The 11,282-nt window shown below is 71.3% G+C and carries 13 protein-coding genes; 8 read left to right on the top strand and 5 right to left on the bottom strand.

All coding sequences use genetic code 11. The features are described 5' to 3' along the window. The 4 genes from ABT360_RS28500 to ABT360_RS28485 form a co-directional block, all read left to right on the top strand. On the top strand, window positions 1-715 hold a 715-nt coding region (locus tag ABT360_RS28500; protein WP_351822517.1), incomplete at its 5' end, for an Hsp70 family protein. Further along, the gene (gene grpE / locus ABT360_RS28495) at window positions 712-1,419 is read left to right on the top strand and encodes a nucleotide exchange factor GrpE (RefSeq protein WP_351822514.1); all 708 of its coding nucleotides are present in this window, start codon (window positions 712-714) and stop codon (window positions 1,417-1,419) included. The genes ABT360_RS28500 and grpE, both read left to right, overlap by 4 nt. A 33-nt stretch (window positions 1,420-1,452) precedes the next feature. Beyond that, entirely contained in the window at window positions 1,453-2,631 is a 1,179-nt protein-coding gene (gene dnaJ / locus ABT360_RS28490; RefSeq protein ID WP_351822512.1) for a molecular chaperone DnaJ, read from the top strand. Window position 2,632: 1 nt separating this feature from the next. Then, window positions 2,633-3,079 (top strand): heat shock protein transcriptional repressor HspR, encoded by a 447-nt coding sequence (locus ABT360_RS28485; protein WP_351822509.1) that lies wholly within the window; start codon window positions 2,633-2,635, stop codon window positions 3,077-3,079. Window positions 3,080-3,524: 445 nt separating this feature from the next. Here ABT360_RS28485 and ABT360_RS28480 read toward each other — a convergent pair whose 3' ends face one another. Next, a complete protein-coding gene (locus ABT360_RS28480) occupies window positions 3,525-4,016 on the bottom strand; it encodes a hypothetical protein (RefSeq protein WP_351822507.1) in 492 nt (163 codons plus the stop codon). 2 nt (window positions 4,017-4,018) lie between these two features. Beyond that, a complete protein-coding gene (locus ABT360_RS28475; RefSeq protein ID WP_351822505.1) occupies window positions 4,019-4,999 on the bottom strand; it encodes a helix-turn-helix transcriptional regulator in 981 nt (326 codons plus the stop codon). A gap of 132 nt (window positions 5,000-5,131) precedes the next feature. Between ABT360_RS28475 and ABT360_RS28470 the strand changes: the two genes are divergently transcribed. Then, window positions 5,132-5,431, top strand: a complete 300-nt coding sequence (locus ABT360_RS28470) for a hypothetical protein (protein ID WP_351822502.1) — start codon at window positions 5,132-5,134, stop codon at window positions 5,429-5,431. Beyond that, the gene (locus ABT360_RS28465; RefSeq protein WP_064067217.1) at window positions 5,428-5,745 is read left to right on the top strand and encodes a hypothetical protein; all 318 of its coding nucleotides are present in this window, start codon (window positions 5,428-5,430) and stop codon (window positions 5,743-5,745) included. Before ABT360_RS28470 ends, ABT360_RS28465 begins: the two co-directional genes overlap by 4 nt. Window positions 5,746-5,854: 109 nt before the next feature. On the opposite strand, the gene ABT360_RS28460 is transcribed toward ABT360_RS28465, so the two are convergent. Then, window positions 5,855-6,268 carry a pyridoxamine 5'-phosphate oxidase family protein gene (locus ABT360_RS28460; RefSeq protein WP_351822498.1) on the bottom strand — a complete coding sequence of 138 codons (414 nt, stop codon included), beginning with the start codon at window positions 6,266-6,268 and terminating at the stop codon, window positions 5,855-5,857. Window positions 6,269-6,389: 121 nt separating this feature from the next. On the opposite strand from ABT360_RS28460, the gene clpB reads away from it, so the two are divergent. Beyond that, on the top strand, window positions 6,390-8,975 hold the full coding sequence (gene clpB / locus ABT360_RS28455; protein ID WP_351822495.1) for an ATP-dependent chaperone ClpB: 2,586 nt from the start codon (window positions 6,390-6,392) through the stop codon (window positions 8,973-8,975). 1 nt (window position 8,976) lies between these two features. On the opposite strand, the gene ABT360_RS28450 is transcribed toward clpB, so the two are convergent. Continuing rightward, a complete protein-coding gene (locus ABT360_RS28450; protein WP_351822492.1) occupies window positions 8,977-9,426 on the bottom strand; it encodes a hypothetical protein in 450 nt (149 codons plus the stop codon). Window positions 9,427-9,531: 105 nt separating this feature from the next. On the opposite strand from ABT360_RS28450, the gene ABT360_RS28445 reads away from it, so the two are divergent. Continuing rightward, window positions 9,532-10,068 carry a YbjN domain-containing protein gene (locus ABT360_RS28445; protein ID WP_351822489.1) on the top strand — a complete coding sequence of 179 codons (537 nt, stop codon included), beginning with the start codon at window positions 9,532-9,534 and terminating at the stop codon, window positions 10,066-10,068. Window positions 10,069-10,081: 13 nt separating this feature from the next. On the opposite strand, the gene ABT360_RS28440 is transcribed toward ABT360_RS28445, so the two are convergent. Beyond that, window positions 10,082-11,215 carry a hypothetical protein gene (locus ABT360_RS28440; RefSeq protein WP_351822526.1) on the bottom strand — a complete coding sequence of 378 codons (1,134 nt, stop codon included), beginning with the start codon at window positions 11,213-11,215 and terminating at the stop codon, window positions 10,082-10,084. Window positions 11,216-11,282: the final 67 nt, after the last annotated feature.

Raw genomic sequence — 11,282 nt, 5'->3', positions numbered from 1 at the left:
CAAGCTGATCGAGCGCAACACCACGATCCCGACGAAGCGCTCGGAGATCTTCACGACGGCCGAGGACAACCAGCCGTCGGTGCAGATCCAGGTCTACCAGGGCGAGCGCGAGATCGCCGCGTACAACAAGAAGCTCGGCATGTTCGAGCTGACCGGTCTGCCCCCGGCCCCGCGCGGCGTCCCGCAGATCGAGGTCTCCTTCGACATCGACGCCAACGGCATCATGCACGTGACCGCGAAGGACCTCGGCACGGGCAAGGAGCAGAAGATGACCGTCACCGGCGGCTCCTCGCTGCCGAAGGACGAGGTCGACCGGATGCGTGAGGAGGCCGAGCGGTACGCGGAGGAGGACCACAAGCGCCGCGAGGCCGCCGAGACCCGCAACCAGGGCGAGCAGCTCGTCTACCAGACGGAGAAGTTCCTCAAGGACAACGAGGACAAGGTTCCGGGTGACGTCAAGACCGAGGTCGAGACGGCGGTGAACGAGCTCAAGGAGAAGCTGAAGGGCGAGGACACCGCCGAGATCCGCACCGCCACGGAGAAGGTCGCGGCCGTCTCGCAGAAGCTCGGCCAGGCCATGTACGCGGACGCCCAGGCCGCGGGCGGAGCCGCCGGTGCCGGTGAGGCTCCGGGTGCGGCCCAGGGTGCCGCCGCCGAGGACGATGTCGTCGACGCCGAGATCGTCGACGACGAGAAGCCGAAGGGGGCCGCATGACGGAGGAGACCCCGGGCTTCGAGGAGAAGCCCGACGTCCCCTCCGGCGCCACGCCCGATGACGCCGCCGAAGCCGCCGCTGCCACTCCCTCCGCGAACCCCGCGGAGGAGGGCCCGGCGGCCCCGGCAGGGGACGCGACCGCACAGATCGCCGGCCTGACGGCCCAGCTGGACCAGGCCCGCACCGCGCTCGGCGAGCGCACCGCGGACCTCCAGCGGCTCCAGGCCGAGTACCAGAACTACCGCCGCCGGGTCGAGCGCGACCGGGTCACGGTCAAGGAGCTCGCCGTCGCGAGCCTCCTGACCGAGCTCCTGCCGGTGCTCGACGACATCGGCCGCGCCCGTGAGCACGGCGAGCTGGTGGGCGGCTTCAAGTCGGTGGCCGAATCGCTGGAGACGGTCGCCGCCAAGCTGGGCCTGCAGCAGTTCGGCAAGGAGGGCGAGCCCTTCGACCCGACGATCCACGAGGCGCTGATGCACTCGTACGCGCCGGACGTCACCGAGACGACGTGCGTCGCGATCCTGCAGCCCGGGTACCGCATCGGCGAGCGGACCATCCGGCCCGCCCGCGTCGCGGTGGCCGAGCCCCAGCCCGGGGCCGCGCCGGCCGGCCAGGCCGCCCAGGGTGCCCAGGGCGCTCAGGAGCCCAAGGAAGAGCAGCAGAAGTCGGCCGACGAGGAGAGCGGTGGCCCCGAGGAGGGCTGACGCATTGACCGGTAATCGGGAGGAGGGACGTCGATGAGCACGAAGGACTTCGTGGAGAAGGACTACTACAAGGTTCTCGGCGTCCCCAAGGACGCCACCGAGGCCGAGATCAAGAAGGCGTACCGGAAGCTCGCCCGCGAGTTCCACCCGGACGCCAACAAGGGTGACGCGAGCGCGGAGGCGCGCTTCAAGGAGATCTCCGAGGCGAACGACATCCTCGGCGACCCCAAGAAGCGCAAGGAGTACGACGACGCCCGCGCCCTGTTCGGCAACGGTGGCTTCCGCGCCGGTCCGGGCGGCGGAGCCGGCGGCACGTTCAACTTCGACCTGGGTGACCTCTTCGGCGGCGCCCAGGGCGGAGCCGGCGGTGCCGGCGGCTTCGGCGGGGGCCTCGGGGACGTCTTCGGCGGGCTGTTCAACCGGGGCGGCGCGGGCACCCGCACACAGCCGCGCCGGGGCCAGGACATCGAGTCCGAGGTGACGCTCAGCTTCACCGAGGCGGTGGACGGGGCCACGGTCCCGCTGCGGATGTCCAGCCAGCAGCCCTGCAAGGCCTGTTCCGGCACCGGCGACAAGAACGGCACGCCCCGTGTGTGCCCCACCTGTGTCGGCACCGGGCAGGTCTCGCGCGGCGGCAGCGGCTCCTTCTCGCTGACCGACCCGTGCGTGGACTGCAAGGGCCGCGGGCTCATCGCCCAGGACCCGTGCGACGTGTGCCACGGCAGCGGGCGCGCCAAGTCGTCCCGCACCATGCAGGTCCGCATCCCCGCGGGCGTCTCCGACGGGCAGCGCATCCGGCTGCGCGGCAAGGGCGCGCCCGGCGAGCGGGGCGGCCCGGCCGGTGACCTGTACGTGGTGGTGCACGTCGACGCCCACCCGGTGTTCGGCCGCAAGGGCGACAACCTGACCGTCACGGTGCCCGTCACGTTCGACGAGGCGGCGCTCGGCGGCGAGATCAGGGTGCCGACCCTCGGCGGGCCCGCGGTCACGCTGAAGATCCCGGCCGGCACGCCCAACGGCCGCACGATGCGCGCCCGGGGCAAGGGCGCGGTCCGCAAGGACGGCACGCGCGGGGACCTGCTCGTCACCGTCGAGGTGGCCGTGCCCAAGGACCTGAGCGACAAGGCGCGCGAGGCGCTCGAAACGTACCGGGAGGCCACGGCGGGTGAGGACCCGCGGGCCGAGCTGTTCCAGGCCGCGAAGGGGGCTTGAAATGGACGGACGCCGTCGCAATCCGTACGAGCTGACCGACGAGACACCGGTGTACGTCATCTCGGTGGCGGCCCAGCTCAGCGGACTGCACCCGCAGACGCTGCGCCAGTACGACCGGCTGGGCCTGGTCTCGCCGGACCGTACGGCCGGGCGGGGCCGGCGCTACTCGGCGCGTGACATCGAACTGCTGCGGCAGGTGCAGCAGTTGTCGCAGGACGAGGGCATCAACCTGGCGGGCATCAAGCGGATCATCGAGCTGGAGAACCAGGTCGCCGCCCTCCAGTCCCGGGTCGCCGAGCTCACGGCGGCGGTCGAGGGCGCGGCGGCGGCGATGCGGCAGCGCGAGGCGCAGGTGCACGCCTCGTACCGGCGCGACCTGGTCCCGTACCAGGACGTGCAGCAGGCGAGCGCGCTGGTGGTGTGGCGTCCGCCCAAGCGCGGGGAGTGACACGTTCCGTGAGGCCCCTTCCGTTCCGGCGGAGGGGGCCTTCTTCCGTATGTACGGGCGGGTGTACGCGCGTGTGATGATCCCGGCGTGCGGACGAATCGGCGGCACCGGATACGTGGGGCGGGCACGGGGGCCGTGCTGGTGGTCCTGACGGCGCTGGGGGCGGTGGCGGTGAGCGCGCCGAGGCGTCGGTGGCCTGGCGCAACACGGTGACCCGCACCGACGCCGTGGCGACCAGCGGCGCGTATCTGCGCGTGACCCCCGCCCCGGCGTGGCGGCCCAGACGGTCGCCCCGGACGGGCCGCTGGACCTCGGCAACACCGGGGCCGTCGAGGTCACGCCCTGGGCGCCGTACGACCCGGCCTGGGGTCTTTCGTTTGGATCAGGCTGGATCAGGGTGCGGTGTCCAGGCGTCACGAGCCCAGCAAGATCCGAACGAGAGGCCCTAGGGGATCAGCTCGGTCACCGCGTCCAGCGTCGTCTCCCACAAGGGCTGGGCGCCCGTCCCGAAGGCCGCCGCGAGGGCGGTGCCGACGGCGACGTCCTGGGCCGCCACCTTGGCGTTCTCGTCCCAGTCGGTGGTGACGTGGCCGTCGCCGGTGGACTGAAGCTCGCCGAGCCGGCGGCCGTTGCGCAGCAGCCGGCTCTCGCCGTACCCGCAGGGCACGAGCCGGTAGCGGGCGGTGCCGACGCGGGCGTCGACGCGGTAGGAGCGGCGGGAGAGCCGGCCCTTGGCAGGTGCGATCCCGGCCGGCCGGCCGTCGACGGTGAGCGTCAGCAGGGCGGGGTCACGGGTGCCGATCGGGATGTGCGGGTCGGGCTCCGTGCCGGTGGCGCGGACCAGCCGTACGTGCGGGAGGCCGGGGCCCGTGACGTCGAGCGTGCCGGCGCCGGACAGCAGGCGCACGGTCGGTGTGGCGGGGAAGTGGTCGTGCATGGTCAGTGATCCTGCTCCAGGATGCCCGACTGCGCTATGAGATATCCCAGTTGGGCACGGCTCCCGCTGCCGAGGACGGCCGCGAGCTTGGCGATGTGGGCGCGGCACGTCCGTACGTTCATGCCGAGGCGGCGGGCGATCGCCTCGTCGACGTGGCCTTCCACGAGGAGTTTGGCGATGGAGCGCTGGACGCCGCTGATGCCGTCGGACTTCAGGTCGTACGGGATCTCCTCGTTGATCGGCACGGCCAGCTGCCAGAACTGGTCGAAGACTCCGGCGAGGTAGGCGACCAGGCCGGGGTGGCGCAGCTCCAGGGCGACTTGGCGGTCGCTGCGCGCCGGTACGAAGGCCACTTCGCGGTCGACGATGATCAGCCGGTCGATGATCTGCTCCAGGGTGCGCACCTGCACCTCGGGGCCCACGTGTTCCAGGTACGTCAGCGTCAGTTCGGTGTGGCGGGCCGTGTGCTGGTAGAGCGTGCGCATCCGGATGCCCCGGCCGAGCAGCGGCCGTACGCGGCGCAGTGCCTCGCTCAGGCCGTGGGCGGGGCGTCCGCCGCCGGGCTGGACGGTCAGCAGCTCCTTCTCGCAGCCGGCGACCACGCGGTCCAGCGTCGCGTTGATCCGGCTCAGTCCCTCCAGCACGGTGATGGCGTGCGTGGTGGGGGCGTTCTGGGCGCTGATCGCCATGAATGGCTCGAACGCGTCGGACAGTTCGACCGTAAGACGTCTACGCTCCAGGATCTCGCGCTCGATGGGCTGGAGCAGTTGGGCCAGCGCGGAGGAGGGCGGGACGGGGCGGAGCCACTGGGCGTCGTCCGGGTCGGGGTGCAGCAGCGCGAGGTCGAGGAGACAGGGCACCTCATCCGCCTCTGACCGGGGTATTCGTCCGCTGCGCAAGGCGTTGGCGTAGAGCTCGGAACCCGCCTCGCAGAGCTCCGCGTGGGAATGGGGGTGGCCAGGCTTGTCTGGTTTTACGCTCATCTGTACACCCCCAGGCTCCTGCATCTCAGGAACATGATGCCTGCCGTAGGTGGTGGAAGCGTGGAGAGTGAGCAATCGTCGTAGCCGCGGGGGTTGGAAAGAGACGTTGCCTTCAAGTGAGGTTGCTCGGTGATGACGAAGAGACTCATACGCGCAGTGGTGGCCAGTGCGTTCATCGCTGCCGGCGCGGTAGGGGTTCTGGGGGCGGCCGAGGGTCAGGACTCGCAGGCGGCTCCCGGCACCGGAACCATGACGCAGGACCCCGGCTGGACCGCCGCGCCCGCCACGTCGGGCCTGACCGCGAACGACCCCTCGTGGACCACCGCACCCGTCAGGTCGGGTACGGCCGCGCTGGACCCCGGCTGGACCGCCGCACCGCCACGGGCGGACCTCGCGGCGTACGACCCGAGCTGGACCGTCGTCGGCGCATGAACGTTCCCGACGACTCGCGCTTCCGGCGCGAGATGGCATCCGCTTACCGTTCCGGGTGGCATTTCATCGACCTCGTCACGGCTGTGCCGCACAGTGGCGATTCGTTGATGGTCACCCTCTTCGGGGAGCCGATCGTCATCACGCGCGGAGAAGACGAGGACATCCGAGCCTACCGATGCCTTCGACGGCCCCGCGGAGCTCCGCAGCCCGTCCGATGCGCCATCCGGTACGGCATGATTTTCGTCAACCTCGACCAGCGTGACCACCAGCTGGTCGAGCCGGAGACCACCACCGCCACCCCCCGCAGCGCCTGAGCGATTCCCCCGTCGTTGTAAATCGCCCAGGTGCTTCCCCCACACAGCGGCGCCATCGTGGACCTGAACACGATGGCGCCGCTGTGCTGTGCGGATACGCCTCCGGGCGCTACGCGCGCCCCATCGCCCGCGTGAGGGCGATCTCGATGACGACCCGGTCCGGGTTCGGCGTCGGTGTACGGCCGTACCGGGCCGCGTAACGCTCCACCGCGTCCGCCACCGCCTCCGGCTCCGTACGGATCGTCGCGACGCCCTCCAGCGTCGCCCAGCGCCCCTTGTCGACCTGGCACACCGCCACCCGCGCGCCCCCGGGGCCCGCCGCCAGGACGTTGGCGACCTTGCGGCTGTGCTTGTTGGTGATCACCCGGGCGATGCCCTTCTCGCCGCCCTCGGGGTCGTACGTCACGCCCACCGCCACGACGTGCGGGGTGCCGTCCGGCCGGGGCGTGGTCAGGGTGCTCATGTGGTACTCGCGCCAGAAGCCGAGATACGAGTCGCCGGGGTTGCGGGGGTCGATGGCCATGCACGCGAACCTACCGGCGACGGGTGTTCCCGGACCATATTGAGTGGAATAGACTCAACTTTACGTACGTTGGATGAGTCATAGTCGTCAGACCCGTGGTACCGAGGAGGAGAGACCGCCCGTGGACGCCGAGCTGACCAACAAGAGCCGGGATGCGCTGAACGCCGCGACCAGCCGCGCCGTGTCCGAAGGACACCCGGACCTGACCCCCGCGCACCTGCTGCTCGCGCTGCTCGCGGGCCAGGACAACGAGAACATCACCGACCTGCTCGCCGCGGTCGACGCCGACCAGGCCGCCGTACGGTCCGGGGCCGAACGTGTGCTCGCCGCCCAGCCCAGCGTCACCGGCTCCACCGTCGCCCCGCCGCAGCCCAACCGCGAGATGCTCGCCGTCATCGCCGACGCCTCGCAGCGCGCCAAGGAGCTGGGCGACGAGTACCTGTCGACCGAGCACCTGCTCATCGGCATCGCGGCCAAGGGCGGCCAGGCCGGTGAGGTGCTGGAACGGCAGGGCGCGAGTGCGAAGAAGCTGCTGGAGGCGTTCGAGAAGGCGAGGGGAGGGCGCCGCGTGACCACAGCGGACCCGGAGGGCCAGTACAAGGCGCTGGAGAAGTTCGGTACGGACTTCACGGCCGCCGCCCGCGACGGCAAGCTGGACCCGGTCATCGGCCGGGACCAGGAGATCCGCCGCGTCGTGCAGGTGCTGTCCCGGCGTACGAAGAACAACCCGGTGCTCATCGGCGAGCCCGGCGTCGGCAAGACCGCCGTCGTCGAGGGCCTCGCCCAGCGCATCGTCAAGGGCGACGTCCCGGAGAGCCTGAAGAACAAGCGCCTGGTCGCGCTCGACCTCGGCGCCATGGTCGCGGGCGCCAAGTACCGGGGTGAGTTCGAGGAGCGGCTGAAGACCGTCCTGTCCGAGATCAAGGCCAGCGACGGCCAGATCATCACGTTCATCGACGAGCTGCACACGGTCGTCGGCGCGGGCGCCGGCGGCGACTCCGCCATGGACGCGGGCAACATGCTCAAGCCGATGCTCGCCCGCGGCGAGCTGCGCATGGTCGGCGCGACGACCCTCGACGAGTACCGCGAGCGCGTCGAGAAGGACCCCGCCCTGGAGCGCCGCTTCCAGCAGGTCCTGGTCGCCGAGCCGAGCGTCGAGGACACCATCGCGATCCTGCGCGGCCTCAAGGGCCGGTACGAGGCCCACCACAAGGTCCAGATCGCCGACTCCGCGCTGGTGGCGGCCGCCACCCTCTCCGACCGGTACATCACCTCCCGGTTCCTGCCCGACAAGGCCATCGACCTCGTCGACGAGGCCGCGTCCCGGCTGCGTATGGAGATCGACTCCTCGCCCGTCGAGATCGACGAGCTCCAGCGCGCCGTCGACCGCCTCCGCATGGAGGAGCTGGCGCTGAAGAGCGAGTCCGACCCCGCCTCCGTACAGCGCCTGGAGAAGCTGCGCCGCGACCTCGCCGACAAGGAGGAGGAGCTGCGGGGCCTGACCGCCCGCTGGGAGAAGGAGAAGCAGGGCCTCAACCGCGTCGGTGAGCTCAAGGAGCAGCTCGACGACCTGCGCGGCCAGGCCGAGCGCGCTCAGCGCGACGGCGACTTCGACACCGCCTCCAAGCTGCTGTACGGCGAGATCCCGGCCGTGGAGCGCGAGTTGGAGGCAGCCAGCGAGGCCGAGCAGGAGGCCGCCAAGGACACCATGGTCAAGGACGAGGTCGGGCCCGACGACATCGCCGACGTGGTCGGCTCCTGGACCGGCATCCCGGCCGGGCGCCTGCTGGAGGGCGAGACGCAGAAGCTGCTGCGGATGGAGGACGAGATCGGCCGCCGGCTGATCGGCCAGAGGGAGGCCGTACGGGCGGTGTCGGACGCGGTGCGCCGCACCCGCGCGGGCATCTCCGACCCCGACCGGCCCACCGGCTCGTTCCTCTTCCTCGGCCCCACCGGTGTCGGCAAGACCGAGCTGGCCAAGGCCCTCGCCGACTTCCTCTTCGACGACGAGCGGGCGATGGTCCGCATCGACATGAGCGAGTACGGCGAGAAGCACAGCGTCGCCCGGCTCGTCGGCGCGCCTCCCGGCTACGTCGGGTACGAGGAGGGCGGCCAGCTCACCGAGGCGGTGCGCCGTCGGCCGTACAGCGTGGTGCTGCTCGACGAGGTGGAGAAGGCACACCCGGAGGTCTTCGACATCCTGCTCCAGGTGCTGGACGACGGCCGGCTGACCGACGGCCAGGGCCGCACGGTCGACTTCCGCAACACCATCCTGATCCTCACCTCCAATCTGGGAAGCCACTTCCTGATGGACCCGGTGACTCCGGAGGAGCAGAAGAAGGAGCAGGTGCTGGAGGCGGTGCGGGCCTCCTTCAAGCCGGAGTTCCTCAACCGTCTCGACGACATCGTGGTCTTCTCCGCACTCGACCGGGACCAGCTCGCCCACATCGCGGGGCTCCAGATCGACCGCTTGGCCAAGCGTCTCGCCGAGCGCCGGCTCACCCTGGACGTCACCCCGGCCGCCCTGGAGTGGCTCGCCGTCGAGGGCTTCGACCCCGCCTACGGCGCCCGCCCGCTGCGCCGCCTGGTCCAGACGGCCATCGGCGACCGCCTCGCCAAGGAGATCCTCGCGGGCGACGTCGTGGACGGCGACACGGTACGCGTGGACCGCGAAGGGGACGGCCTGACCGTCGGCGCGGCGCGGTAGGTCAGGTGGTGAACGCGAGGAGACGTACGAGGGCGGTGCCCCCGCCCTCGTACGTCACCTCCACGTTCACCGCCACGGGACCGTCCGTCGGCGCGGCGTCGCCGTACTGGACGTTCAGGCACAGGTCGGTGTCGCAGGAGAGGCTCGGCTCCACGCCCGGGTAGGTGGCCGCCAGCCACATCCCGGACTCCCGGTCCGGCATCCGGAACTCGGCGTGGACCTGGGTGTCCAGCCACGCCGCCTGCGTGCACCTCGCGTCCCAGGCGCTTTTCGGCAGCGTCCCCTGGGCGAATGCCACCGCCTTGTCGCACGGCACTTCTTGCGCCCGGCCGGACTCGGTGAGGGCGTACGCGCCCCATGCGACACAGCCGGCCGGCACACCCAGAACCCCCAGCAGCGTCACCCAGATCCACCAGTACCGCCCGAGCGTCTTCCCGGTCTCTTCAGCCATGGGAACGAGATCATGTCAGCTCGCAGCGGATCACCCCGCCCGGGCTTGCCACCCACGTCCCGGGATGGGGGAGGATGGCAGGAATCGTTCGAAGGGAATTTCACGGTGAGCATCGACCCCGGCTCGATTCCGAATTTCGGTGGCCAGCCCGAGCCTCAGCAGGCCGGAGGACCGGCGGGCCCCGTCGTCCCGGACCAGGACCTCGTCAAGCAGCTCCTGGAGCAGATGGAGCTGAAGTACGTCGTCGACGACGAGGGTGACCTCGCGGCGCCGTGGGAGGAGTTCCGCACGTACTTCATGTTCCGCGGCGAGGAGGAGCAGCAGGTCTTCTCGGTGCGGACCTTCTACGACCGCCCGCACCCGGTCGAGAACCGCGCGCAGATCCTGGAGACGATCGACGACTGGAACCGCCGCACCCTGTGGCCGAAGATCTACACGCACCTCCACGAGGACGAGCAGGGCGGCGCGACCGTCCGGCTCATCGGCGAGGCGCAGATGCTGATCGGCACGGGCGTGAGCCTGGAGCACTTCGTGCAGTCGACGGTCAGCTGGGTGCGCGCGTCGATCGAGTTCGACAAGTGGCTCGTGGAGCAGTTCGGCCTGGAGACCGAGGGCGACGAGAAGCCCGGCGACGAGGCCTGAGCCCGCAGGGGATCTACAGCGCCATCGGGGCGAGCGTCAGCAGGTACGTCCCGTAGCCGAACGAGAGCCCGGCCAGGGCGGCGACCACCACGGCCGCCGCCCTGGGCCGGGCTTTGCGCAGCGCGCACGCGAGGGGCACCAGCAGCGGGAACGCCGGGAGCAGGAAGCGCGGCTTCGACTCGAAGAACCCCGACCCGCCCACCGCGATCACCACCAGCACCGCCGTGTACACCAGCAGCGGCAGCGGCGGCCGGTCCAGCACGAACAGCGCGAACAGCACGATCGACACCGCCGGGACGAGCACCGCCATCGTGAAGCCGAGGTCCATCGGCCTGGTCACCACCATCCGGACGAAGCCGAAGGTGCCCACCCCGAAGTCGAACCGCGACGTCCAGCCCGCCTGCACCGCGAAGTACCCGCCCAGCGGGTCGCCCTTGCGGACCCCCACCCACAGCAGGTAGCCCACCCAGCCGGCCGGCGCCACCGCCGCCCCGGCCCACAGCCGCCAGTCGGTCCGGCGCTCGGTCCGGAACAGGCGGTACGCCTCGTACGCCGCCGCCGCGCCGACCGCCGCCGCGACGGCGATCCCGTTCGGCCGCGCCGCCCCGGCCAGCGCGGCCAGGGCGCCGGCCCACAGCCAGCGGCGGGTGAGGACCGCGTACAGCGACCAGGCGGCGAACGCCGTCAGCACCGGCTCGGTGTAGGCCATGGACAGCACGATCGAGTGCGGCAACAGGCCCCACAGCACCACCAGCGTGGTGGCCACGCCCCGCCCGTACAGCCGCTCGCCGATCAGGAAGATCCCCCACGCGGCCGCTCCCGCCGCCGTCCAGGCCACCAGCAGCCCCGCCGTCCCGTCCGCCACCGGCAGGGCCGTGCTCACCGCCCGGACGAGCGCCGGGTAGAGCGGGAAGAACGCCAGGTCCGACTGGACGGCGCCGTCCGGCCAGTACAGGGTCGTGCCGTAGCCGGAGGCGGCGATCCCCAGGTACCAGTCCGAGTCCCAGGACATGGCCAGCAGGGCGCGCGGCGAGCGGCCGATGTGCCACGCCCACAGCGCCATCACCAGCATCCCGGTGAGCCGAGCGGCGGCGAACAGACCCAGCGCCGGCGCCGCGCGGTACAGCGCCGCACGCCACCGCGGCACCGGACGGGCGCCCCCGGCGGCTGTCACGTGGTCGAAGGTCTCGGCGGACAGGGTGCACCTCCGTGCG

Origin of the sequence: Streptomyces sp. NPDC000229, assembly GCF_040300825.1 — a bacterium.
Taxonomy (GTDB): domain Bacteria; phylum Actinomycetota; class Actinomycetes; order Streptomycetales; family Streptomycetaceae; genus Streptomyces.
Note: the sequence above shows the minus strand (reverse complement) of the source record. Positions and strands in the feature narration are given on the sequence as shown.

What these genes read in the sequence shown, in the direction of transcription:
- ABT360_RS28460 (WP_351822498.1), bottom strand. Translation starts at nt 6,268, where the DNA reads ATGGCCATCGACCCCCGCAACCCCGGCGACTCGTATCTCGGCTTCTGG.
- ABT360_RS28475 (WP_351822505.1), bottom strand. Translation starts at nt 4,999, where the DNA reads ATGAGCGTAAAACCAGACAAGCCTGGCCACCCCCATTCCCACGCGGAG.
- grpE (WP_351822514.1), top strand. Translation starts at nt 712, where the DNA reads ATGACGGAGGAGACCCCGGGCTTCGAGGAGAAGCCCGACGTCCCCTCC.
- ABT360_RS28470 (WP_351822502.1), top strand. Translation starts at nt 5,132, where the DNA reads ATGACGAAGAGACTCATACGCGCAGTGGTGGCCAGTGCGTTCATCGCT.
- ABT360_RS28465 (WP_064067217.1), top strand. Translation starts at nt 5,428, where the DNA reads ATGAACGTTCCCGACGACTCGCGCTTCCGGCGCGAGATGGCATCCGCT.
- ABT360_RS28450 (WP_351822492.1), bottom strand. Translation starts at nt 9,426, where the DNA reads ATGGCTGAAGAGACCGGGAAGACGCTCGGGCGGTACTGGTGGATCTGG.
- ABT360_RS28485 (WP_351822509.1), top strand. Translation starts at nt 2,633, where the DNA reads ATGGACGGACGCCGTCGCAATCCGTACGAGCTGACCGACGAGACACCG.
- ABT360_RS28480 (WP_351822507.1), bottom strand. Translation starts at nt 4,016, where the DNA reads ATGCACGACCACTTCCCCGCCACACCGACCGTGCGCCTGCTGTCCGGC.
- dnaJ (WP_351822512.1), top strand. Translation starts at nt 1,453, where the DNA reads ATGAGCACGAAGGACTTCGTGGAGAAGGACTACTACAAGGTTCTCGGC.